We start from the raw sequence: 24,357 nt of genomic DNA, 5'->3' as shown, positions 1-24,357 counted from the left end.
GCACCAAGGTATGTCCGACACCTTTGTATCGGGTGGTTCCGACTGCTCGACTGTCTTGCGGAGGTGACCGGATCAGGCCACCGGAGCGGGGCAGGATTCTAGCTTTTCACTGCGAGGCTGCCGTGATGCTTGCCTCTTCGGCGCACGGAACGGAGAAGTGCATGGTGACGCCGGGCCCTTGGTTTGCCTCAGCCCACAGCCGCCCGCCATGACTTTCGATGATCGAACGACAGACTGAAAGACCGATGCCCATCCCATTGTTCTTCGTCGTGTAGAACGCTTCGAAGATCCGCGCACTTCCGTCCGGATCGAGACCAATTCCGTTGTCGCTAACTGCGACGCTTATCTGCCCATCGCCGCCGAGTTCGGTTTTGATTTCGACTAATCTTAGCCGATCCTTCACGCCGGATACCGCGTCAATGGCGTTGCGAAGCAAGTTGTTGATCACCTGTTGAAGCTGGACGCGGTCGCCGTTGACGGGGGGAAGAGAGTTCGCGAAGTGCGTTCGAATAGCGATCCCGTTGCGTCTCTGATCACCTACAGACAAGGCGACTACCTCATCCACCGCGTCGTTGATATCGACGTCTTCGAACTCGATGGAGCGCTTACTGAATAACGCACGCAGCCTGGCAATCACCTCGGTAGCACGATTGCCGTCCCTGATCGTGCGCCGCGCCGTCTCAAGGGCCGTCTCTATGTCGGGCGGCGTAGCTGCAAGCATCCGCAGACAGGTGTTTGCGTTCGTGATGATGCCAGATAAAGGCTGGTTCACCTCGTGCGCGATCGCCGCCGACATCTGGCCGAGGCTGAGGATGCTGGTTACCCGCGCAAGCTCGGTGCGCAACTGGTCGCGCGCTTCCTCAGTTAAGCGCCTCTGCGTGACGTCCTGGATCGCGCCAAGGCATTCCCGATTTCCATTCCGGTGAATTATGACCTCGCCGATGACGCGAACGTACTTTATGTCGCCGTTGCGGGTGAGAAGGCGGACCTCGTATTCCGAGTTTTCGTCGCCTTCGCGCACGGCGCCGATCTTCCCTGCAAATAGCGCGACGTCGTCCGGGTGAATCCGCTCCGTGATCCTGTCAAAGGTGACGACTTCTTCTTTTTCAAATTCGAGGATACGAAGCCATTCGTCGGACAAGATCAGCTCGTCAGTTTCCACATGCCAGGAGAACGTGCCCGTCCTGATCAAGCGCTGCCCTGCAACAAGGAGGGCCTGACTTCTTCGCAGGTCATCTTCGCCCTGCTTGCGATCATCGATGTCCGTCAGCAGGCCATACCACCGGACGATTTTTCCTTCCGAGTCCCGAAGTGGCTGTCCACGTACCTGGAACCATCGAAAAACGCCGTCGTGTCGTCGGTAGCGGCTCTGGTAGTCGTAAGGATTTCCGCTCTTTAGCGCTCCCATAAAGGTGTCAATATTGACTTGCACGTCATCAGGGTGAGTTATTCCGTTCGTCGACCAGTGCTGCACCTCGTCGAGAGAGATTCCAAAATAGTCCAGTAGCTGCTGGTTGCTCCCGTCGAGCGTTCCATCAGGCTGCGAAAGTATGATCAGGCCCGGAACCATATTGACGATATGGCGGAATTCTCTTTCGCTGTTGGCCAGCGCCAGTTCGGCATGCTTGCGGTCGTCGATGTCATTCAACAGGAAGTACCACCGGACGACCACGCCCGCGTGGTCGCGCACGGGAGTTCCCCGCACCTGGAACCATCGATAGACGCCGTCGTGCCGGCGCAGCCTTTCCACCACCTCGTATGACTGACCAGAAACGACCGCTTCTGCGAATCTTGCCACGCCCCGATCTCGATCGTCAGGATGAATGATATCGTTGGTCTTCCACCTTTGATGCTCGTTGAAATCATAGCCGAAATAACGCAGGGACTGATCGTTTACGCTCTCCACAGCCCCGTCGGGCCGGAGCACGATGATTAGGCCTGGGATCGAGTTTACAATCAATTGCAGCTCAACCTCGCGTTCGCGCAGCGCCTCAACCGCCTTGCGCCGATCGTCGATGTCAGTCAGCAGACCATACCAGCGGACGATGCCGCCATCATCGGCTTTAACCGGGTGGCCGCGGACCTGGAACCAGCGAAATTCGCCATCATGGCGACGGAAGCGAGTCTCGAAGTCATAGGGCTCTCCCGTTTTGAGCGAAGCCGTAAATGTCTCGAGACAGTGCTGCAGGTCGTCCGGGTGCGTGATGCCGTTGGTCGCCCAGTTCATCACCTCCTCGAGGGGGAGTTGGAAGTAGTCAAGAAGCTGTTGATTTGCGCCGTTCAACCGGCCTTCGGACGTAAAGAGCGCGACCATTCCGGCAATAGTGCCGACAATCAAGCGCGACTCGCGTTCACTGTTTGCAAGCGCGACCTCGGCGTTTTTGCGGTCGTCGATGTCGATCAGCAAGTGCAGCCACCGCTGGATCGTGCCAGACCGGTCTCGCAGCGGCAGACCCAGCACGTTATGCCACCGGTAAATACCGTCGGCGCGAAGATGGCGGCTCTCAACGTTGTAAGACGTACCCGCCATATGAGCTGCGATCTGGGCTTCGATGGTTTCCTTCAGGTCGTCCGGGTGCACGACTTCCGAAGCCTTCCAGTCCTTCAGATCCGAAAGGCTAAGCCCAAAATATGAGAGGGTCAGTTGGTTGAGGCCTTCGACTTCCCCAGTAGGTGTTGTCACGGCCACGGGTATCGGGATGCTATCGACGACGAGCTGGAAATCGAGTGCGGCTTCCGACTTCTCCCGTTTTTCAACAATGGATTGAATATCGGTCGCGACCGCGAACCAATTCGCTGCGCCGACGACAGCTTCTTCCAATGGGGCCCACTGGATGACGAAATGGTGAAATTCACCCGCGGCGTTCCGAAGGCGCGCTTCGAACGTTCCCTCGGCCCCGACGTGCATGAGGTCCTGCAGATGCCCCGAGACCGCGTCGACATCGGCCGGATGCACCGCATCCTCCCATCGCCAATCCTGCCCGGACGCCGGACGCAGCCCCGTGAACTCTATCCAGCTCCGGTTGACAAAACCGACACGGCCGTCCTTCTGCATGGTCCAGACCACGCCGGGCAGCGCATCAAACAACTGAAAGACCTCTATCCCCATCGTCCACTCAAAGCCCACTTTATGGGCGAGAGCCTACAATATTGATCATTTGACGGCTACTGCGCGGCACTAGACACTTTAGTACCTATTCGTATGCCGGATTGCCACGTATCCGATTGCTGGACCTTTTATATCAGTCCAACAAGAATGCGTGTCGCAACGCATTCTGAAGGTCTTCGGCGCTGAACGGCTTGAACAGACAGTCAGAAGCCCCGGCACGCATCAACCTCGACCGCACGTCCTCATCCTTGATCGCCGTTATGAATATGATTGAAATAATTCGGCCTCTCCGAACGAGTTCCTGCTGAAGGTCCGGGCCCGTCATGCCGGGCATGGCCACGTCGAGGAACATTCCGTCGCTGGTTTGCAACGATTGAGAATTCAAAAACGCCTCAGCGGACGAATAAGCTTCAACAGACAGACCGAACGAGCGGAGGAGATCCGGTAGAGCTTCACGGACAGACTCGTCGTCATCGACAACGGAGATATGTTTCTTGCGGCTATTCATAAATTCCTCTGTATATCACTTGCCGCCGGTACCGCCGACCGACCGGTGGTTTCCCCATCGCCGTTGGGAGGCGTTGGGACCGAGAAGCCTACGGTGGCTCCATGGTCGGCATTTGTTGCAGCCCACAGCCGACCGTGATGGTTCTCGATAATCGAACGGCTTACCGATAGCCCGATCCCCATGCCGTCTGACTTCGTGGTATAGAAGGCATCGTAAATGCGATCTGCTTCCTGGGGGGCGAATCCTATGCCGGTGTCTTCGATGTACAGGCGGACTTCTCCAGGGCCCCACTCCGTTCTTAAGCGAATTCGTCTTGGACGATCTCCCCTGGTCGGCATCGCCTCGATCGAATTTCTAAGGAGATTCATAATGACTTGCTGAAGCTGCACGCGAGCGCCGGTCACGCTCGGCAGATCGTCGGCGAAGTCGGTGGTCAATGACGTTTTCGCATGCTGTAGGTCGCTCGATATCAGTGCGATGACTTCCCCCGCGATCTCATTGATGTTGACGTCCTCAAGATAGGGCGGTTTGCGGCTAAACATCTCCCAGAGACGGGTAATCACGCCGGCAGCGCGGTTGGCGTCGCGGATCATCCGACGAGCTGTGTCCTTTGCAATATCGAGATCCGGAGGATTTGAAGCCAGAACGCGAAGGCAGGTCTCCGCATTGGTTATCATACCAGCCAGCGGTTGATTTACCTCGTGAGCAATCGATGCGGTCAACACGCCAAGGCTGGTAACGCGCGTTACATAGGACAATTCTGAACGAGCCTTATTCAGCGCATCTTCCGCCTTCCGGCTGTCGGTAACGTCTTGCACGGCGCCGATCAATTCCTGATCCCCGTCCCTGTTCCCCTCACTATGAGCAAGCACACGAATGTATTTCGGCGATTGGCTCGGCGTAATCAGGGTTATGTCGTAGTCGAAGTCGCCGTCCCCCCTATTGGCTTGTTCAACGACGTGCTCCACGGTAGCCAGGCTATCGGAATCCAGACGGGACAAGACGACGTCGAGCGTCACCGGCGTGGTCGGATCGACTTCGAAGATACGATAGGTCTCGGCCGACCAGGTGACTTCGCTCGTGCCAAGATTGAGCAAGAAGCTCCCTGTTTTGCTGAGGCGTTGGGCGTCCGCGAGGAACGCCTCGCTTCTCCGCAGCTTCTCCTCAGCCCGCTTTCGGTCGTCGATATCCGTCAATAGCCCATACCACCGGATGATCTTGCCTTCACCGTCGCGAAGGGGAAGCCCTCGAAGCTGGAACCATCTCCACGTGCCGTCGTGCCGAAGAAATCGGGTTTCGTAATCGTATGGTTCCCCCGTGGCTATGGAACCCATGAAGCTATCGATGCAGGTCTGAAGATCGTCCGGGTGCGTGATGCCGTTGCTCGACCAGTCGTTCAACTCCGAGAGCGGACGCTCGAAATAGTCGAGGATCTGCTGATTGCCGTCGATCAACTGGGCGTCTGGGGAGAAGATCGCGATCATGCCTGCGATGCCGTCGACTATCAAACGGGACTCACGCTCTCGTTCGGCAAGCGCACGTTCCGCGCGCTTCCGATCTTCGATATCGATGTGTGTTCCGTACCACTTGACGATCTTGCCATCTTCGCCCAGGAGCGGCGCCGCTCGAAACAGAAACCACCTGTATCCGCCATCGGCTCCGCGCATTCTTGCTTCGAAATCAGCAGGCTGACCCGAAGCGAGAGAAGCGTTCCAGGACTTGGCGAGATGGCTCGCATCGCCCGGGTGAATGAGGGATTCCCAACCAAAGCCTTCCGCTTGTTGGGCATTCAGTCCGGCATACTCCAGCCATCTATCGTTGACAAAGTCGCAGTATCCATCGGGGCGGCTCGTCCACACGGTGAGTGGCATCGCATTGACGATGTTCCTAAGCTCCATTTCGTTGGATCGTAGCGCGTCCTGGGCCTTCCGGCGGTCATCGACATCTATATGGAGTGCGTACCAGCGGGCGATGCCGCCGCTTTTATTTGCAAGGGGATAACCGACGATTTGGAACCAACGGTATTCGCCGTCGGCGCGCCGGAGCCGTACCTCGATCTCGTAGGCCGTGCCTCTGACGACCGCCTGTTGAACGGCGTTGGTTAATCCCGGCATGTCATCGGGATGGACTACGTCACTTCGGCCCCAGGAGCGTAGTTCATCGAGCGACCGGCCGTAGTATTGCAGGAGGTGGCCGTTGATCGCCTCGACGTTTCCGTCCGCATCAAGCACTCCTATGCCAGCCGGTATGCTTTCCAAGACAGTTTGATTTTCCGATGCCTTCTCGGCGGCGCCGTCTCGCATATCTGGTCGCGATGCAATGTCCGGCCCCTGCGTCGCCAAGCCGTACCACCTCTCCACTCGATTGTTGTCGATCGATGGCTTGCAACGGACATGCAACTCTTTCGACGAGGCGGAGGAATGACTTACTGGCAATGTGATTTCGAAAGGCTCTCGTCCGGACAGCAGCGCGTGCCATTGCTGTGTTGTTTTCCGCAGGTCTGCAGGGGAAGCGTCTAGGGGCCAAAACGTCACAGCTTCGGCAAGCCCGAGGAAATCAAGAAGGTTGCTGTTCATGAAATCGATGCTGCCATTGGGAAGGGCGGTAAAAGCCATTCCTGGCAACGCTTCCAGAACCCGAACGAGTTCCACGCTCATATCTATCCTTTTCGCGGGATTGCACCCTCGGAAATCGTGCGTCTTAAACAACTAGCCGTATATTATCCTATGGTATCGGTTGTGCCTTTACCGCCGGGTCATACCAGGTTGTACCGCTCGCCGGTCGAGAGTTTTGTCTTCAGTTAATTTCTGCAGATTCCTCAAGCCGAAGGCGCGCAGCCATGTTCACGAGGTCCGGAAGAGTTCGGGCGCACATCTTCCGCATGACTTGGCCGCGATGGGCCTTGACGGTGATCTCGCTGATATCCAACTCGTAAGCCACCTGCTTGTTGAGAAGCCCCTTGACCACGCGCACCATGACCTCCCGTTCGCGCTTGGTGAGCGCCTCGTAACAACCTTGCAGCGCGAGCGAGTCGTAATCGTCACGCAACATGGCCGCGCTTCGTTCCAACGCCGACCTCACGGCCTCAAGGAACGCAACTGTCTCGATCGGTTTGGTAAGGAAATCCAACGCGCCTCCTTTGAGAGCTTTCACGGTCGTCGGGACGTCGCCGAAACCGGATACGAATATGATCGGCATCCTGCTCCGGCTCGTTGTAATCATGCTCTGGAGATCGAGGCCGTTCAGTCCTGGCATATTCACGTCAAGAACCAGGCAGCAGGGAGACGCGAGAACCGGTGCTTCGAGGAAACTTTGCGCGGAGTCGAAGAGCAGGGGTCGCCATTCGGCGGAGCCAATCAGCAGCTCCAGCGATTCTCGCACTGAGATGTCGTCATCAACGACGAAGACTGTCGGTCGATCCTGATCGCCTACTTTCGAAGTCGTCACCGTGGAGGTCATCCGGTACATGTGCTCTCCCAAAGAGCTGTCCAGGTCGTCGCCAACTTCCCGAAAAATGCTATCACAAAATGTGCGCTTGGCGACAAAATCATCAGTTCGCTTAGCAGCCTGGACAGAATGAGCGGTGCAGCGCGGAAGTCCATTGTACGATGGTATCGGGCCTGAAGGGTCGCGCGTTGCTTGCTTCTTGTTTAGAAGCCTGATGACCGGCAACTTCCCGCGGCTCGCCGGCGCCCAAGCGGTCAGGAGCATGTATGGATCGTATCGATGCAATGAAGGTGTTCGTCACTGCGGTCGAAGAAGGAAGTCTGGCGGGCGCCGCTCGTAGACTGAAGCGTTCCCCGACTGCGATCAGTCGATCATTGGGTCTGCTTGAGCAACATGTCGGCGTGGAGCTGCTTCACCGCACAACAAGGAGTCTAAAGCTGAGCGAGGCGGGCCAGAGATATGTCGAAGCATGCCGCAGGGTGCTGGCCGATCTCGAAGAGGCGGACATGATCGCCGGTTCGGAGCGATCCTCTCCCAGAGGAACGCTGACAATCTCTGCGCCGCCCATCCTGGGCGAAGAGGTGCTCCGTCCGATTCTCGATAGCTTCCTTCGTGAGAACGCCAACGTCTCGGCGCGGTTCCTGATGCTCGACCGCTTCGTGAACTTGGTCGACGAGGGAGTTGACGTCGCCCTGAGGATCGGCAATCTCGCCGACTCGACGCACATGTCCACGCGTATCGGCGGAGATGTCAGACGCGTCTTGGTCGCGGCGCCGCGATATCTCGACGGCCGAGCCGCAATCGACGAGCCGTCGGATCTCTCCCGGCATGACTTGATCGCCTTCTCGAACTTCGGCCTCGAATCCTGGAGTTTCGCGCCAGTTAAAGGCACGTCCATCCCAAGAACCATACACTTCACCCCACGCTATCTGGTCAACAGCGTCAGAGCAGCCGCGGCGTCCGCCGCCGAGGGAATGGGCGTGACCCGGCTCTACTCATATCACGTGGCGGAATATGTCCGAGACGGTCGCCTCAGAGTCGTTCTTCCGCAGGCGGAGCCACCTGCGCTGCCTGTCCACCTTCTGACCCCTCAAGGGCGGGCAGCGGTTCCGAAAGTTCGAGCCTTCATCGACTTTGCAGTCCCGCGTCTGCGTTCGCAGCTCGGACGCATCGCCGCGGAATCCGGCAGCCTCGAATAATTGTGCCGAAACGCGGTTGGCTGCCTGCAGGCAAACGACGGTTCTCGATGGCGTCCTCCCCGGCTAATCTCCTGTTCGCGGCGATGAGCTTGGTATCGGCTCGGCGCTCGTTACCCGAGGCGGACGGACGAGTGTCGCCGGTAATCAGCGGGAACGCCGGCCCGAGAGGACCGGCGTTCTTGCGCGACGCTCGGGCGGGGAGGATCGCCTGGGGCGCAGGCTTTCAGATCGAAAGCAGTGAAGTGAAAGTTTGACGTCGTCACGTTGGTAGGGTTTGGCCAGCCTGCTCCTTGACCAGATAGTCGGCGTACCATTCCGGCCAGGCGTCGTCGTGCTTGCCGCCGTCGCGCTTCTCATGCTCGCCATGGGCCGAAGCGACCCTTCGCAGCGCCTGTGCGAGATCGCCGGCGGATGTGAACGCAGCGCCTTTGGCGTCGATGCGACCGGGAAGTCTTGCGGTGACCTCCTGGATCAGCCAGCCGTTGCCGTCGGGGTCGGAGAAGGAGGCGAAAGAACCGTAGCTCGAACGGGACGGATGTGGTCCTGGTAGGCGTTGGTCGGTGTCTTTGTGGTGGAAGACGCCGCCAGCGTCGTGGAATACGCCACTCATCTCGGCGCCGCGGGAGGCAAGAGCGGCGTGCGCCATCTCGATGTCGGTGACCACGACGTGGAGGCCCTGAGCGGAACCGGCTGCGGCGGCCGTCACATTGGATCCGAAGATAACGGAGCAAGGCGAGCCCGGCGGGGTCACCTGTACGACGCGAAAGCCGTCCTTGCCAGACACGTCCGCGTCGAGCCTCCAGCCAAGGCCGGTGTAGAAGGACCTGGCGCGTTCGACGTCGGACACGGGAATGACAACGACTTCGAGCTTCATGTCGATGTGATCTGCGCGCGCCGAATTGCTTGGGGTGGGTTCCTGGATAGCCATCTCGATCTCCCTGTTGATCGCGGTCACTCTCACCGCGATCGGAACGATGCGCCGTCGCCGTCCCCGATGTCCATTGTTCGAAGGTGTCGATGGGTCGGATAGGTCGGCAACCGATCCATTGGTATCGCCGATACCTTCGAACAATATCTTCGGCAGCCCTGCCGGACGATCCCTAAGACGCATTCCGACCATTCAGTTTCAAAGGAGGACGTCATGTCAGCAGGAGTAGAAACGAGAACCTCACTGTCGCCGACGCGGCGCGAACTGCTTGCTGTCACGGCCGCGACCGCCGCCCTCAGCATTCTGCCGAAGCCCATTTGGGCGGCGACGGCAGACGATGCGATCCGCCCTTTCAAATGCGCTATCCCGCAGAAGGAAGTCGACGAGCTTCGACGCCGCGTCCGAGCCACGCGATGGCCCGGCAAAGAGACCGTTCCGGACCGTTCTCAGGGCGCCCAGCTTCAAAAGCTGCAGCCGCTCGTGGAATATTGGGGCAAGGAATACGACTGGCGGAAGGGCGAGAAGAAGCTCAACGCGCATGCGCAGTTCATGACCAGGATCGACGGCCTCGACATTCACTTCATTCACGTCAAATCCAAGCACGCGGACGCGCTGCCGCTAATCATGACTCATGGCTGGCCGGGATCGGTGCTCGAGCTCGTCAAGACCATCGGACCACTGACGGACCCGACCGCACACGGCGGCGCTGCAGACGACGCCTTCCATGTCGTCATACCGTCGATGCCCGGCTATGGCTTCTCCGAAGTCCCAAGCGAGACCGGATGGGGTCCGGACCGCATCGGGCGTGCCTGGCACGTTCTGATGAAGCGGCTCGGCTACGATCGATACGTTTCGCAAGGCGGCGACTGGGGCGCCGTCGTATCCGACAAGATGGCCGCCCAGGCGCCCGAAGGATTGCTCGGCATCCATACCAACATGCCGGCGACCGTTCCTCCGGACATTGCGAAGGCTCTCGCCGACGGCGAACCCGCGCCGGCCGGTCTTTCCGAGGACGAGAAGGCCGCCTACGAGCAGATGAACGCGCTCTACACGAAAGGCGCCGGCTACGCCCTGATGATGGTCACGCGGCCGCAGACGTTGGGCTATGCGCTGACCGATTCACCCGTCGGTCTCGCCGCCTGGTACTACGACAAGTTCGCCGACTGGACCTACAGCGGCGGCGATCCGGAGAAGTCGCTGACCAAGGACGAGATGCTCGACGACATCTCCCTCTACTGGTTCACAGGAACCGCCACGTCAGGCGCGCGGCTTTACTGGGAGAACAACGCCAACAACTTCAACGCCGTCGACGTCAAGATTCCGGCCGGCATCACGGTCTTTCCCGGTGAGATCTACCAAGCTCCGAAGAGCTGGGCGGAGAAGGCGTACCACAACCTCATCTACTACAACAAAGTCGACAAGGGCGGCCATTTCGCCGCCTGGGAGCAACCGGACCTATTTGCATCGGAGCTGCGGGCGGCGTTCAGAACGCTGCGCTGACGGCGACACTTTTTCACTCTAGCAAGGACAACTTCCATGACGAACTTTCCAAAGGGCACTGCCCTGATCACCGGCGCGTCTTCCGGCATCGGTGCGCTTTACGCGGACCGCCTCGCCCGCCGCGGCTACGACCTCATACTCGTGGCGCGTAGTCAGGATTCGCTCACAAGGGTTGCGAAAGACATAGCGCAGGCGACAGGCCGCAGCGTTAAGACGATTCGCGCGGATCTGGGCGAGAAAGAGGATCTTCTCAAGGTCGAGGGAATTCTTCGAAGCGACCCCTCGATCACGATGCTGGTCAACAATGCCGGCGTCGGGGCCGTCGAGCCTCTCCTGATGTCCGACGTCGAGGCGATGGAGCGGATGATCAAGCTGAACGTCACGGCCGTGACCCGTCTCGTCTATGCGGTCGCTCCGTCGTTCGTAGCACGCGAGCACGGAACGATCGTCAACATGGCATCCGCATTGGGGATCGCACCCGAGATCCTCAACGGCGTCTACGGAGCGACGAAGGCGTTCGTCATCGCCCTGACGTTCTCTCTGCAGAAGGAGCTGGCAGAAAAGAACATCCGAATCCAGGCCGTACTTCCCGGCGCGGTTGAGACGCCGTTCTGGGAGGCGTCAGGCGGCTCGCTCGACCGTCTTCCGGACCAGATCGTCATGAAGGCGGAAGACGCGGTTGACGCGGCGCTTGCCGGTCTCGACATGGGCGAGCTGATCACTCTTCCGTCCGTTCCCGACATCGCCGACTGGGACGCATACGAGGCGGCTCGTCAGAAGCTGATGCCGAACCTTTCTCGCAACATTCCCGCCCCACGCTACCGGACGCCGGCACTGGAGTCTTGAGAGCGGTGGGAAAACACAAAAGAAGAGAAGCTGAGATGTCCGACTGGAATCTTTTGAACCGGTTTCCGCGCGTTCGCTTGCTGAACGGACCCACGCCGATCCAGCGGTTGGATCGTCTGGAGCTAGTCCTGGGCGAGCGTCGACGGGGCGTCTCGATCTGGACGAAGAGAGACGATCTGATGGAACTCGGGGGCGGGGGCAACAAGCTGCGCAAGCTCGAATTCCTAATCGGGGAAGCCCTGTCGGAGGGCTGCGACACTCTCGTCGTAACCGGCGGCGTGCAGTCGAACTTCGCCCGTCTGGCCGCCGCCGCCTGCGCCAGAACCGGGCTGGCCTGCGAGGTCGTCCTGGCCCAGATGGTGCCCCGGGTTGCCGAAATCTACCAGGCCAACGGCAACGTCTTGTTGGACCGGCTCTTCGGCGCCCGCGTCCACCTCCTGCGCACGGGCGACGATGCGGGCGCGTTCGCAAGGGGCCGCGCGTCGGATATCGCCGCGGCCGGAGGCAAGGCTTTCGTGGGCATGCTTGGCGGTTCGACGCCGGTCGGAGCTTTAGGCTACGTCGACTGTGCACTCGAAGTCGAAGTTCAATCGACCGAGATCGGCATCGAATTCGACCAGATGATCGTCCCGAACGGCAGCGGCGGCATGCACGCCGGTCTGGTCGCAGGAGCTGTTCTAGCCGGAAAAGATCCCTCGAAGATCAGAGCGTATACTGTTCTCTCCCCAGCGGAGGAATGCATCGCTGCGACGGTGGAAAAAGTCAACGCTGTCTTCAACCTTCTCGGGGAGAAACACCGAGTTCGAGGGGAGGAACTGGCAATAGAGGGCGCGCATCTTGGTGGCGGATACGGCATGCCGACGTCAGATATGGTCGAAGCAATCAGCCTTGTCGGCCGCACTGAGGGCCTGCTTCTGGATCCCGTCTACGGAGGGAAGGCCTTTGCCGGCCTGCTGTCCGATATCGAAAACGAAGTCATCGCGCCGGGATCGAACGTCCTGTTCGTCATGACGGGAGGTTCTCCTGGGCTTTATGCCTATGCAGACGCACTAAGCAGCACCTGACCCTCTCTCCCGAGGATCATCATCATCAACCCACATAAAATGAGGAATGCCATGACTACGAAACCGAAAATCGCCATCATCGTCGGCTCCACCCGGCCGACGCGTTTCGCCGACAAGCCCGCACAGTGGATACTGAAGCAGGCTCAGGCCCGCGACGACATCGACGTCGAAATCGTCGATCTGCGCGACCACCCGCTGCCGTTCTTCGACGAAGTCGCGTCGAACGCCTACGCAGCAAGCCAGAGCGCGGAAGCCGTTCGTTGGCAGCAGACCGTGGCGCGCTACGACGGATACATCTTCGTCGTCGCGGAATACAATCGCTCGATCACCGGCGTGCTGAAGAACGCCCTCGATCAGTCATACGTGGAATGGGCACGCAAGCCGTTCACCGCGATCGCGTACGGCACCGCGGGCGGGTCGCGCGCGCTCGAGCATCTGCGCGGAATCGGCGTCGAGCTGCAGATGGTTTCCACGCATGCGGCCGTTCATATCGGCGGCAGCGACTTCTTCACCGTCTTCTCGATGGGCGGCAACAAGCCGATCGAAGAGATCGAAGCAAATCTGCTGCCGTCGGCGAAGACTGCGCTGGACGAGCTGGTCTGGTGGGCGAAGGCCACGATGGCTGCCAAGGCTTCAGAGGTCTAACCAATGCAAGACAAGAGCGGGGGCGTCAGCGCCCCCGCTTCGGCTTATTGTCTACACACGAGCGACCGAATTGCTATGCGTGAGTGAAGCTGGAAGTAGGTCTGCCGGGAAGTCCTGGTAGGACACCGGGCGCAGGAAACGGTAGATCGCCAAGGTACCCACCGACGTCGATCTTCCGTCCGACGTCGCCGGATAAGGGCCGCCATGGACCATCGCCGGGGAGACCTCGACGCCCGTCCCGAAGCCGTTAACAAGGAGGCGGCCGGCGAGAAGTTCCAACTGTGGGATCATCTGGGCCGCGGCGGCCTCGTCCCCGGCATCCACGTGTAGCGCTATGGTCAACTGACCTTCCAAGGATTCCACGACCCTGTGCAGATCGTCGTGGTCACTGCAGCGAACGATCAGTCCGGCCGCGCCAAAGACTTCTTCCTGAAGCTCGGGATTGGCGAGAAAGGAAGCCGCCGTGGTCTGGAAAAGCGCGGCCGAGGCCTGATGGGCCGTTCCGTCCTTCCCGGCAGAAACCTGCGATACGGCTGGTGACGACGTAAGCCTCGCTACGCCCTTTCGATACGCCTCGCAGATGCTGCCTGTCAGCATGGTCTGGGCCGGCGCTTCCGCCAAGGCCGCCGCCGCGCTATCGATGAAGATGTCGAGACCCGCACCCTCGATCGCGATGATCAGCCCAGGATTCGTGCAGAACTGACCGGCGCCGAGGGTCAGCGAAGCCGCGAACGATCTTCCGATTTCCGCGCCCCGGCCGAGCAGTGCGTTCTGGTAGAGGATGACTGGGTTGATGCTACTCATTTCGGCGTAGACGGGTATCGGCTGCTTCCGCTCAGATGCGATCTTCATCAGAGCGGTCCCGCCACGGCGCGAGCCGGTGAAGCCGACGGCGCGAATACGATGGTCGGCGACCAGGGTCTGGCCGACGTCGAATCCCACGTCGAACAAAAGCGCGAAAGTTCCCGACGGAAGCCCACATGCCGCCACGGCGTCTACAACGGCCTTACCAACGAGTGCGGAGGTTCCGGGATGGGCGGAGTGCGCCTTGACGATCACAGGACAGCCTGCGGCGAGGGCCGAGGCGGTGTCGCCACCAGCGACAGAAAAGGCGAGGGGGAAGTTCGACGCCCCGAAGACCGCAACGGGTCCGAGAGCAATGTTGCGAAGCCGCAGATCAGGCTTCGCCACCGGCTTGCGGTCGACGTCGGCGGGATCGAAACGCAACTCCTGGAAAGCGCCGTCTCGGACCTCCTTCGCGAATAGCCTAAGCTGTCCGACTGTCCGGGCACGCTCTCCTTCGATGCGGCCGCGCGGCAGTCCCGTCTCGTCGATCGCTCGCAGGACGAGTTCGTCCCCGATGGCCACAATTCCATCCGCGATGGCTTCAAGGAACCGAGCACGATCTTCGAGCGAAGTCTCCTTGTAGACCGGAAAGGCGTCCCACGCCAAAGCTGTGGCCTGCTCGACCTGTTCCTTCGTCGCGCCTGTGAAGTTCGGCTCCATGGTTTCGCCGTTGGCCGGATTGGTCGCGGAGAACGCTGCGGCCGCGCCGCGCACGTGCGCGCCGCCGATAAGAAGGTCGCCGGAGAGTGTCATCGTAGATCCTTTCAAGTTGATGAGCAGGCCGCCTTCCATGGAAATCGGGAGGGTTGATGCGATGCGTCGGCGGCTAGCTGTCGAATTCAAATAATGTTCGGCAAAGCACGTGCCAACCCCAGAAGGGCAAATAGTATTACTTTTCGATTCGAGAAATCCGGCGTGCGGTGGGACGCGCGCCGGATGGGTGTTGGCAACGGGAGGAGTTCAGGCCGTCTGGGAGAGAGCGATCGCGGCGACGGTTTCCTTGGTATCCACGATGGCGCTCGCGTAGCTCGGAAGGTTGACCTCCAAAGCCGCGTGCATCATTTCCGGCGAATAGTCGGCAACCGCGTCCTTGACGACCGTGACGTCGTATCCAAGTTCGGCCGCGTAGCGGACGGTGGCTTCGATGCAGGTGTGGGCCACCAATCCGATGACGATGACCCGCTGGATGCCGTGCCGTTTCAGCTCGAGATCGAGATCGGTGTTGGCGAAGCCGCTCGAGCACCAGTGCTCGGAGGCGACGACCTCTCCGGCAACGGGCACGAACTCGGCGCGGAACTCGCCGCCCCACGTGCCAAACTCGAAGCTTTTGCGGTTCCAAGCTGCGCGTTGTATGGGCGCTACGAACTTCCAGTTCTCGTAGTCGCCGGCCCGGTAGCGATGATGCATCGCAAAGAACACCCGCAGCTTCGCTTCACGGGCGGCGGTCAGCACTTCGAGCATGTGCGGAACGCAGTTGTTCGCCTCGGCGACCTCCTTGATCCGCGGCCAGATCTTGCCACCCTCGGAAATGAAGTCGTTGTAGGGATCGACCACCAGCAGCCCGGTGTTGCTCCTGTCGAAGGATAGTTCAGTCATGATGTTCTCCTTCGCCGATTCATGCCGCCTTCGTCGCAGAATTCTTCAGGGCCGCCCGTTCGATGCTGGCAGCGAAGAGCGGCGTCTCGCCCTTGTTGTGGGCGATGGACATCGGCTGTCGCTGCGTCCGGAAGAGTTCGAACGGGATTCCCTGGCGATCGAGAAAGGCGATCATTTCGTCCGTCGCAAAGGATTGGACGCGGTTGGTGAATTCGCAGCGATTGGCATCCAGCTTCTTCACACTCAGTTCCCAGGTGACGTGGATAGTGACGCGTCCGTTCGGGGTAAAGACGTCTGAATCGGAGTCGAGGATGAGGTGATGCCTTTCGCCGAGCGTCTCGTGATAATGCTGGACCATCAGGCTGCCGCCGATCGTCTCGACGTTGATCGACATTCGCGTGCCGTCGGCTGCAGTGGTGAAGCCTGCCGCGATGTGGGCAGGCGAGCAGCCCTGATATTCCTTTTCCGGTAGGTTGAAGCACCAGGTCGGTATGTCGATCTTCTCGATCGGTGCGCTGATGATTGCCGAAAAGCTTGAATCGACGATCTGATGTTCGAGACTATGCATGGGATATCTCCATTGTCGTTGAGTGCGTTAAATGATGTCCGATGCACGCGCGCGACCTGCCGCTCACCGCGCGAGCACCGTCTCGGCCTACTTGTCGGCCAGAGTTTGCGTGTAGTGTCCGAGCCTCGCCTCGATGTCCGGATCCTTCTGCAGGCCCATTTCCATGAGCCGTCCGATGTTCTTCTGCGCCGCCGGACGCTGGACCGACGTGATGAAGGCGTCCCATCCGGCGGCGATTTCGGGATCGCTCGGAAGGCTCGCGAAATCGACCAGGCGCTTGGTATCGGCGATCGCCTGTCGATCGAAGCCGGAGATCCGTCTCGCGAGGGCGTCGACGAACGGGTCGAGCTTGTCGTCATCAAAGGAGCGGTTTACGTAGCCGTACTCCTCGGCGAGATCGCCGTTGATGTCATCGGATCCGAGTAGGACTTCGAGAGCTCTGCCACGCCCCATCAGCCGCGGCAGCCTTGCCATAGGGCCGCCGCCGGGAACGAGCGCCGCCCCCACTTCCCATTGGGACAGAATTGCCTTTTGACGGCTCGCGAAGCGCATGTCGCTGGCGAGGGCGAGCTCGCTGCCGACGCCCGTCGCGCGGCCGCGGATCATGGCAATAGAGACGACCGGCGACTTGCTGATCCGGACCAGCATGTCGGGCAGGGGGTGCAACCCGGTCGGGCCGGAGGGGAGGCCGGTGGATTCGGCGAGAGGCGGCGTAAAGTTGTAATGGGTGAGGAAGAACCCCGGCACGTCGCTGTCGAACACGACGACCCTGAGTTTGGGATCGCTCTCGATCGCGGCCACGACTTTTTCCATCTGTGGGATCGTCTCCGGTCCGAAGATGTTGAAGGGCGGATTGTCGAAGGTGACACGCCAGTAGGCGGGCGTGCGCTTGTCAACCTTGATCTGCCCATATTCTTGGCCTTGGTCGGCCTTGACCTCCGCACCGCTATCGACCTTTTCGGCGACCTTCGTCTGACCGGATAGGGCGAGCGCCGGAAGGAGCAATAGCGCCGCGGCGGTAAGGGCTTTCGACGACATCGCGATGGCGCTTGTCCTGGTCGGTTGTCTGACCTTCATGGCTGTCTCCGTTCTTGGGTTTGGGATGCAAACGCTGGCCCGATCTCGAAGACCAGTTCGATCTCGACTGGCATTCCGAGCGGTATGCTGGAAACGCCGAGGACGACGCGGGGTGGGAGGCGGGCGGGGCCGAACACGTCGAGCAACAGCTCCGACGCTCCATCGGCGACCTTGGGATGTTCATGGAAATCGGCGGGGCAGGCGATATAGACGCCCAGCTTCGCGACCGATCGGATTCGGTCCAGCGTTCCTAGCTGCGACTGCGCCGCGGCCAGCCCGCTGAGGCAGGCCGCTCTCGCTGCGTCGTAGCCTTCGGCCACCGACAGCTCGCGGCCCACGAGGCCAGTATAAAGGGGCACATGTCCGGCGACCGGCAGCATGCCGCTCAGGAAAAGCAGCGATCCGGATTGAAACGCTTCGACGTACGCGCCGAATGGCGTGGGCGCCTTCGGAAGGCATATCGCCATTTCCTTGATCCGCGCCTCTGCGCCCGCGGCTACCATTTGCCAAGATGTGCGCCGTTGTCTACGTGCAGCACCTCCCCGGTGATGTTGGAGGATTCCGTCAGATAGACAACGCCGTCGACGATCTCCTGAACCGCCGTGATAGTTCCCATCGGCGACAAGGATTCGAGGAAGGTCCGCGGGTTCTTCGCGTGGAGAGGAGTGTCGACGACGCCTGGCGAGAGCGCGTTCACCCGGATGTTGTCCTTGGCGAACTCCAGCGCGAGGCTCTTCGTGATCGCGTTGAGGCCGCCCTTGGTGATCATCGGGAGCGACGCCGTCACGCCCGCGATCGGGTGGTCCGTCAAGGACGACGTGATCGTCACGATACTCCCGCCAGACTTCTGGCGGAGCATCTGGCCGATGGCGTGCTTCGTAAAATGAATGAACCCTTCGACGTTCGTAGCGCACAGGCGTCGGAAGTCCTCGATGGTGTATTCGAGGAACGGCTTGGTGAAGAAGACCCCGGCGTTGTTGACCAGGGCGTCGATCGAGCCGAATTGCTCCACCGCCGCAGTCGCTACCCGCTCGGCGGTCTCGGGATCCGCTACGTCTCCGCCGATCAGTTCCAGCCGGCCTGCGCGGTCGAACAGCGTGCTCTCGCTGATGTTTCGGGAGGTTCCGACCACGTTCCAGCCCTTGTCGAGGAACGTCTTGACCAGTCCGGCGCCGATGCCTTGCGACGCGCCGGTGATGATAACAGTCTTGTGCACGCTCATGCCTGCCTCCGTTCTGGCGACGAGGATTCCTACGGCCGCCCGGTCGCGGTCGTCGCTTTTTTCCTCGTGCGATGCGTTGATCCAGCCATCGGCCGGGAGCTGCCCGGCGGTCGCGCCGTCGTCCGCTCTGCCAAGACCATCGCTCCGAAAAGCCGGCCCCGATATTGTACCAAGGTGTTCCCGATACCTTCGGATCGGGTTGCTCTCCAAGGACACCAAGGTCCAATAGACGCGGGTCGTGGCCGAGGGTATCAGCGTCGCAAAGTCAAGCACGACAAGGAGTCCACATGAACCGCTGGCCCGATCGCCGAATTCTCGACCTGTTTGGAATTGAGCTTCCCATCATCCAGGCGCCGATGGCCGGCGCGACGACGGTCGAAATGGTCGTCGCCGCGGCCAAGGCCGGCGGTCTGGGCTCTCTCCCAAGCGCACTGTTGACCGTCGAAGGGCTGCGCCAGGCCATCCATGAGATTCGCGCCGGCACCGACGCGCCCGTGAACGTGAACTTCTTCTCACATGTTTCACCCGCAGATGATCCGGCAGCGCAGATGCGATGGAGAGCTTTGCTCGCCCCTTACTTCGTGGACGCAGGACTCGACCCTGCCGCGCCGATCGCCGCAGCGGGCCGTGCACCATTCGATACTTCGTTCTGCGAGGTGGTTGAGGATTTGAAACCGGAGGTCGTGAGCTTTCATTTCGGGCTGCCTGAAAAGTCGCTGGTGCAGCGTGTGAAGGCGACAGGGGCGAAGATCATGTCATCCGCGACAACCGTGGCGGAGGCCGTCTGGCTCGAGAAAAACGGCGTCGATGCAGTCATCGCCATGGGCTTGGAGGCCGGCGGACATCGCGGGAATTTTTTGAGCCAGGACATGACGACACAGGTTGGGATAATGGCGCTCCTGCCGCAGGTGGTCGATGCCGTACGGGTGCCAGTCATCGCCGCCGGCGGGATCGCCGACGGGCGGGGTGTCGCCGCGGCCCTTATGCTGGGAGCTTCCGCCGTCCAAGTCGGCACTGCATACCTCTTCTGCCCAGAGGCGAGGATCCCCGCACTTCACGCAGAGGCGCTGGCCTCCGCCAGCGATGACAGCACCGCGATAACAAACGTTTTCACCGGCCGTCCGGCGAGAGGCGTCGTAAACCGCCTCATGCGAGATCTGGGTCCGATTTCAGACGCCGTGCCCGCATTCCCAACTGCCGGAGGAGCTCTCCTTCCCATCAGAGCAAAAGCCGAGGCGGAGTCGAGGAACGATTTTACGAACCTCTGGGTGGGTCAGGCCTCCCGTCTTGCTTTGAAAGTTGGTGCCGAGGAATTGACGCGAGACCTCAATCATTCCGCGTTGGACGTAATCGCACGCCGTAGTCCTACCTGACGGCATCCCGAAGATCCTTCCGCATCTCGGCAGACAGCCTGCCGCAGACAGACGGTTCACGCAGACCTCGACCAATCTATCTGAAGGAGAGCCGTCGCTAGCTCGTGGCGACGGTCTCCAATCGAACAAAGGACATCGTCATGTCTAAACAAAGCCCCAGCCCATATGTGGTCGTGCTCGCTGGATCGGCGTCCCTCGCCATCGCCATGGGCGTTGGTCGGTTCGCATTCACTCCAATCCTGCCGATGATGCTGCACGACGGCGTCCTCGATTTTTCGCGAGCCGGAGAACTCGCGACTGCCAACTATGTCGGCTATCTGGTTGGTGCATTGGCGGCGATGGCAGTACCGAGAAGGTGGAACCATACCTTCGTGATACGCCTAGCACTGGTGTTCACGGTCCTGGTTACAGCTTTGATGTCGGTGCCCTACGCCGATGCCTGGGTGGCTTTCCGTTTCTTGGCAGGCGTTGCGTCGGCGATCGGATTCGTCTTCACCTCCGGTTGGTGTCTGGCCCAGCTTTCGCGAACCGGCAGCTCGATCGGAAGCGCCATATTCACCGGTCCGGGGGCCGGCATCGCAGCGTCCGGGTTGGCCGCCAGCGGGATGACCTTGCTCGGACTGTCGGGCAGCATGGCATGGCTTGTGTTTGCCGCTCTCTCTGCGTCCATCAGCGCCGTCATCTGGAAAACCTTCGGGAAGCATTCAAAGCCGTCCGACGCCTACTCGGTCGGGACTTCGACGCGGGCGTCCGGCAAGGTGCCGCAATCAGAAATGCCACTCTTTGCGATCGCCTACGGGCTGGCCGGCTTCGGCTACATCGTCACGGCGACCTATCTTCCGGTGATCGCGAAGAACAGTATTCCCGGTTCCCCGTTGCTCACCGTCTTCTGGCCGCTGTTTGGTGTCGCTGCAGTCTTCGGATCGCTGCTCGCGGCGCGCGTGAACCATAGTGCCGACGTGCGCCTCCATCTGATTGCCGCATACCTCGTGCAGGCGGTCGGGGTGGGCTTGTCCGTTATCTGGCAGGATGCAGTTGGCCTTGCGCTCAGCAGCGTTCTCGTCGGCCTGCCGTTCACTGCGATCAGCTTTTTCGCGATGAACGAGGTCAGGCGGATCAGGTCAAGCCACCACGCGCGTTACATGGGACTGCTGACGGCGGTGTTCGCGATCGGACAGATCATGGGCCCGCCTGTGGTAGCAGTGATCATGAGGCACGCGGAAAACGTAGATGCAGGGTTCGATCTTGCGCTTGCCGTGGCCAGTATCGCCCTTGTCGTTGGCGCCGCGATCTATGTTGCGATGATCCTGCTGTTTCCAAGCGAGCGAAAGGCAAAGCTCGGAGATCGCTCGGTTCGAGCTAGTTGAAAACTACCCGCTCGAAATCCTCCGGTGCGGTCGTCACCATCTCCAAAATCATCGGTGACACCATCGTACAATAGATGGTTCGGGATCGATTGCGCATGCTCCTCCAGCGTTAAGGCAGATAGACCAAGTCGGCCAGCACGACGACAGCAACAGTCCCAAGTGTGTCAGCCACCTTCTAGGAATTATGGAGAAAGCAATGGACCAGCATCTCACGGAAGTCAGCGGCGTCGAGGCGGCGCAGGACGATGGAACCGCCTTGGATGCCCTGATACGGTTCTATCGAGCCTTCAACGTTGGCGATCTCAAGGGGCTCGAACAGGTCTGGCTTGGCGGTTCGGAACCCAGCATGGATAACCCGATCGGCGGCATCCGCCGCGGTTGGGTTCAGATCGCTGACGGGTATTCGAAGCTCTTCACGGGAGAAACAAAGGTCCAAGTGACCTTCCACGACTTCACCAGCCAGGGCGGCGGAGAGTGGCATCTGTTCGTCGGCCGCGAACGTGGAGTCTGCAGGACGGCGACCAAGACGCTCGACGTCGCCTTCCGGACAACCCGGTGGTTCGTACGAAAGCAAGGAGCTTGGCGACAGCTTCATCATCACGGGTCCGTCGAGGACCCGCAGATGCTGGCCGCCTATCAGAAATTGATTTTCGGCTGAGGAAACGGACGACGGCGTACATCGGCGCTCTACGCGCCGCCCCGCTAGTCGTGAAGCTGTCCCCGTACCAAAGGCGCGACGTCGGTTCCCAGCAGCTCGATAGAATGACGCATCGCTTCCGCGTCGAGCGCGGCCGTGCTCATTTGAAAGGTGATGCGAGCAACTCCTCCCAACGTTCTGTTGATATGAGCTATCTTTGTGGCCACCGTCTGCGGACCGCCGACGAGGAACGCGCCGCCGGGCCCGCACATGTGTTCGAATTGAGCCTTCGTCGGCGGCGGCCAGCCTCGTTCTATTCCTGCGTCCGTGAACATTTGAAACCAGCCTGGAAAGAAGGCTTTCTGCGCAGCCTCGTCGGTCTCCCCGACAAAGCCAAGAGCGTGGACGCCCACCCTCGGGTTCCCCGAGGGATGCCCCGCAGCGAGCCACGCGCGACGATAGAGTTCGACCAGGGGCAGAAAGCGCTCGAAGCTTCCACCGATGATGGCAGCCATCAAAGGCAGGCCCAGTGTCCCTGCGCGGACGAAGGACTCGGGCGTGCCGCCCACGCCAAGCCAGATGGGCAATGAGGGCTGATGCGGGCGAGGGAAGACGCCCTCTCCATTGAGCGCAGGACGAAACCGGCCTTGCCATTTGATGTTGGGCTGTTCCCTGATCTTGAGCAACAGGTCGAGCTTCTCGGCGAAAAGTGCGTCGTAGTGCCTCAGGTCGAAGCCGAACAGAGGATAGGCCTCCACGGAAGAACCACGACCAACCACGATCTCCGCCCGTCCTCGGGATATCAGATCCAGCGTTGCGAACTCCTGAAAAAGCCGCACGGGATCTGAGGCGCTGAGAACGGCGACGGCGCTCGTCAGCCTTATAGAACTTGTACGCGCCGCCGCTGCGGCGAGTATCACCGCAGGCGCGGAGTCCAGCGCGTTCTCCCTGTGATGTTCGCCCATTCCGAAGACGTCGAGACCGACCTGGTCCGCCAGCTCCACCTCGGCAAGTACGCTCTCCATCCGATCGACCGCCGGCTGAAGACGCCCGGTGTCAGGTTGGGGGAGAAGCATTGCAAAACTATCGATACCGATTTCCAACGCTCAATCCTTTCAAGGGGCTCGTACCGGCAGCTGCGGCACTGTGAGGCCTTCCCGGCAGAGCTCCCCATCTCACGACCAGACGATGCCGCGCCAGTCTGATTTTTCGGATGGTGATCATCGATTTTTTCGATAATCGAGCGCGTCGGGACCCCGGTTGCTCACGCCCAGGAATCGGCGTCTATTACCGCCTTCGCGAACGCATCGGGCGCCTCCTGGGGCAAATTGTGGCCGATCCCGCCCGCTGTGAGACGATGTTCGTATTTCGCCCTGAACTTTGTGGCGTAAGCCTTGGGATCGGGGTGAGGCGCTCCGTTGGCGTCGCCCTCCATCGTGATCGTCGGCACATGAATCTCGGGACCTGACGCAAGCTTGGTTTCAAATGCGTCGAACCGGTTTTCACCTTGCGTGAGGCCCAGCCGCCAGCGGTAATTATGAACGACGATCGAGACGTGGTCGGGATTTGCAAATGCCTTTGCGCTACGTTCGAAGGTCGAGTCGTCGAACTTCCACTGCGGCGAGGCGAGACGCCAGATCAGCTTGGCGAAGTCGTTCGTGTATTTCTCATAGCCGTCTCGACCGCGGTCCGTGGAGAAGTAGAACTGATACCACCATTGAAGTTCCGCGGCCGGGGGCAGGGGCGCCTTTCCGGCAGACTGGCTTCCTATGAGGTAACCGCTGACGGACACTAGGCCCCTGCATCGTTGCGGCCAGAGCGCGGCGACGATGTCGGCGGTCCGCGCACCCCAGTCGAACCCGGCGACTGTCGCCTTTTCAATCTTCAAGGCGTCCATCAGCTTGATGGCGTCGACAGCTAGCGCCGACTGCTGGCCGTTGCGCAGAGTGTCCTCGGACAGGAACCTGGTGGTTCCGTATCCACGTAGATGCGGCACGATCACACGATGACCCCGCTCCGCGAGCAGAGGCGCCACCTCGGCGAAGGCGTTGATGTCGTAGGGCCAGCCGTGAAGAAGAAAAACCGCCGGTCCACCCTCAGGGCCGAGCTCGGCGTATCCGACATTCAGATCGCCGGCGTCTATCTGCTTGTCGGCGACGAGAGCCCGGCCATCGGAACGGTCTGCCTTGCCGCTGTCGGCCGTGGCAGCACTCTTCGCAAGGATTCCCGCCGCCGTCAGCCCGAGTGCCACGGCGCCGAAGGAGCGGCGCGTCCAGGTCGCGTTGTATGAGTTGCTCATGGCTGTGTCTCCAATGATCGCTTGTTGGGCCTGCCGCGCGGCAGGCGCTTGCAAGTCCATTTCAGACAGGTGGTAGAAATGCGCTACTGTCCAATGGTGTCGGTACGCACGGGAGTGCTAAAGCAT

At 60.5% G+C, this 24,357-nt stretch carries 21 protein-coding genes; 8 read left to right on the top strand and 13 right to left on the bottom strand.

Going from position 1 to position 24,357, the window contains the following annotated elements:
* Positions 1-106: 106 nt before the first annotated feature.
* The 4 genes from AC1DV9_RS13070 to AC1DV9_RS13055 all read right to left on the bottom strand — a co-directional run bounded on the left by AC1DV9_RS13070 (position 107) and on the right by AC1DV9_RS13055 (position 7,085).
* Positions 107-3,109, bottom strand: coding sequence for a PAS domain-containing protein (locus tag AC1DV9_RS13070; RefSeq protein ID WP_477948286.1), 3,003 nt, complete (start codon positions 3,107-3,109; stop codon positions 107-109).
* A 133-nt stretch (positions 3,110-3,242) separates the two neighbouring features.
* Positions 3,243-3,617, bottom strand: a complete 375-nt coding sequence (locus tag AC1DV9_RS13065; protein WP_477948284.1) for a response regulator — start codon at positions 3,615-3,617, stop codon at positions 3,243-3,245.
* Positions 3,614-6,274, bottom strand: coding sequence for a PAS domain-containing protein (locus AC1DV9_RS13060; protein ID WP_477948283.1), 2,661 nt, complete (start codon positions 6,272-6,274; stop codon positions 3,614-3,616). Before AC1DV9_RS13060 ends, AC1DV9_RS13065 begins: the two co-directional genes overlap by 4 nt.
* A gap of 139 nt (positions 6,275-6,413) precedes the next feature.
* The gene (locus tag AC1DV9_RS13055) at positions 6,414-7,085 is read right to left on the bottom strand and encodes a response regulator transcription factor (RefSeq protein ID WP_477948280.1); all 672 of its coding nucleotides are present in this window, start codon (positions 7,083-7,085) and stop codon (positions 6,414-6,416) included.
* Between the two features lie 245 nt (positions 7,086-7,330).
* Between AC1DV9_RS13055 and AC1DV9_RS13050 the strand changes: the two genes are divergently transcribed.
* On the top strand, positions 7,331-8,263 hold the full coding sequence (locus AC1DV9_RS13050; RefSeq protein ID WP_477948278.1) for a LysR family transcriptional regulator: 933 nt from the start codon (positions 7,331-7,333) through the stop codon (positions 8,261-8,263).
* Positions 8,264-8,522: 259 nt separating this feature from the next.
* Here AC1DV9_RS13050 and AC1DV9_RS13045 read toward each other — a convergent pair whose 3' ends face one another.
* Complete coding sequence (locus AC1DV9_RS13045; RefSeq protein WP_477948575.1) at positions 8,523-9,191, bottom strand: VOC family protein; 669 nt, start codon at positions 9,189-9,191, stop codon at positions 8,523-8,525.
* 213 nt (positions 9,192-9,404) lie between these two features.
* Here AC1DV9_RS13045 and AC1DV9_RS13040 point away from each other — a divergent pair, with 213 nt between their 5' ends.
* Genes AC1DV9_RS13040 through AC1DV9_RS13025 form a run of 4 tightly spaced genes read left to right on the top strand, consistent with a single transcriptional unit; the run spans position 9,405 to position 13,246 of the window.
* Positions 9,405-10,691, top strand: coding sequence for an epoxide hydrolase family protein (locus tag AC1DV9_RS13040; RefSeq protein WP_477948276.1), 1,287 nt, complete (start codon positions 9,405-9,407; stop codon positions 10,689-10,691).
* A gap of 36 nt (positions 10,692-10,727) precedes the next feature.
* Complete coding sequence (locus AC1DV9_RS13035) at positions 10,728-11,537, top strand: SDR family NAD(P)-dependent oxidoreductase (RefSeq protein ID WP_477948275.1); 810 nt, start codon at positions 10,728-10,730, stop codon at positions 11,535-11,537.
* A 35-nt stretch (positions 11,538-11,572) separates the two neighbouring features.
* Positions 11,573-12,601 (top strand): D-cysteine desulfhydrase family protein, encoded by a 1,029-nt coding sequence (locus AC1DV9_RS13030; protein WP_477948273.1) that lies wholly within the window; start codon positions 11,573-11,575, stop codon positions 12,599-12,601.
* A gap of 51 nt (positions 12,602-12,652) precedes the next feature.
* Positions 12,653-13,246, top strand: a complete 594-nt coding sequence (locus AC1DV9_RS13025; protein ID WP_477948271.1) for an NADPH-dependent FMN reductase — start codon at positions 12,653-12,655, stop codon at positions 13,244-13,246.
* 51 nt (positions 13,247-13,297) lie between these two features.
* Here AC1DV9_RS13025 and AC1DV9_RS13020 read toward each other — a convergent pair whose 3' ends face one another.
* From AC1DV9_RS13020 to AC1DV9_RS12995, 6 genes are all read right to left on the bottom strand, one after another.
* Entirely contained in the window at positions 13,298-14,845 is a 1,548-nt protein-coding gene (locus tag AC1DV9_RS13020) for an aldehyde dehydrogenase (NADP(+)) (RefSeq protein WP_477948270.1), read from the bottom strand.
* Between the two features lie 207 nt (positions 14,846-15,052).
* Complete coding sequence (locus AC1DV9_RS13015) at positions 15,053-15,688, bottom strand: cysteine hydrolase family protein (protein ID WP_221119542.1); 636 nt, start codon at positions 15,686-15,688, stop codon at positions 15,053-15,055.
* 19 nt (positions 15,689-15,707) lie between these two features.
* Complete coding sequence (locus AC1DV9_RS13010; RefSeq protein WP_477948268.1) at positions 15,708-16,256, bottom strand: hypothetical protein; 549 nt, start codon at positions 16,254-16,256, stop codon at positions 15,708-15,710.
* An 87-nt stretch (positions 16,257-16,343) separates the two neighbouring features.
* Positions 16,344-17,333: an enoyl-CoA hydratase/isomerase family protein gene (locus tag AC1DV9_RS13005; RefSeq protein WP_477948266.1), complete on the bottom strand. Its 990-nt coding sequence runs from the start codon at positions 17,331-17,333 to the stop codon at positions 16,344-16,346.
* Positions 17,330-17,836, bottom strand: a complete 507-nt coding sequence (locus AC1DV9_RS13000; RefSeq protein WP_477948264.1) for a RidA family protein — start codon at positions 17,834-17,836, stop codon at positions 17,330-17,332. The genes AC1DV9_RS13005 and AC1DV9_RS13000 overlap by 4 nt, the downstream gene beginning before the upstream one ends.
* Entirely contained in the window at positions 17,830-18,555 is a 726-nt protein-coding gene (locus tag AC1DV9_RS12995) for an SDR family NAD(P)-dependent oxidoreductase (RefSeq protein ID WP_477948262.1), read from the bottom strand. The genes AC1DV9_RS13000 and AC1DV9_RS12995 overlap by 7 nt, the downstream gene beginning before the upstream one ends.
* A 287-nt stretch (positions 18,556-18,842) precedes the next feature.
* Between AC1DV9_RS12995 and AC1DV9_RS12990 the strand changes: the two genes are divergently transcribed.
* The 3 genes from AC1DV9_RS12990 (at position 18,843) to AC1DV9_RS12980 (ending at position 21,953) form a co-directional block, all read left to right on the top strand.
* Positions 18,843-19,928, top strand: a complete 1,086-nt coding sequence (locus tag AC1DV9_RS12990; RefSeq protein ID WP_477948260.1) for an NAD(P)H-dependent flavin oxidoreductase — start codon at positions 18,843-18,845, stop codon at positions 19,926-19,928.
* Positions 19,929-20,068: 140 nt separating this feature from the next.
* Positions 20,069-21,295, top strand: coding sequence for a YbfB/YjiJ family MFS transporter (locus AC1DV9_RS12985; RefSeq protein WP_477948258.1), 1,227 nt, complete (start codon positions 20,069-20,071; stop codon positions 21,293-21,295).
* A 196-nt stretch (positions 21,296-21,491) separates the two neighbouring features.
* A complete protein-coding gene (locus tag AC1DV9_RS12980; RefSeq protein ID WP_477948256.1) occupies positions 21,492-21,953 on the top strand; it encodes a YybH family protein in 462 nt (153 codons plus the stop codon).
* Between the two features lie 44 nt (positions 21,954-21,997).
* Here the strand turns inward: AC1DV9_RS12980 and AC1DV9_RS12975 are convergent, their stop codons facing one another.
* Positions 21,998-23,035: an LLM class flavin-dependent oxidoreductase gene (locus tag AC1DV9_RS12975; protein WP_477948254.1), complete on the bottom strand. Its 1,038-nt coding sequence runs from the start codon at positions 23,033-23,035 to the stop codon at positions 21,998-22,000.
* Between the two features lie 161 nt (positions 23,036-23,196).
* Positions 23,197-24,231 carry an alpha/beta fold hydrolase gene (locus AC1DV9_RS12970; RefSeq protein WP_477948252.1) on the bottom strand — a complete coding sequence of 345 codons (1,035 nt, stop codon included), beginning with the start codon at positions 24,229-24,231 and terminating at the stop codon, positions 23,197-23,199.
* Positions 24,232-24,357: the final 126 nt, after the last annotated feature.

The organism is Rhizobium sp. 01L410, from assembly GCF_056400165.1.
Note: the sequence above shows the minus strand (reverse complement) of the source record. Positions and strands in the feature narration are given on the sequence as shown.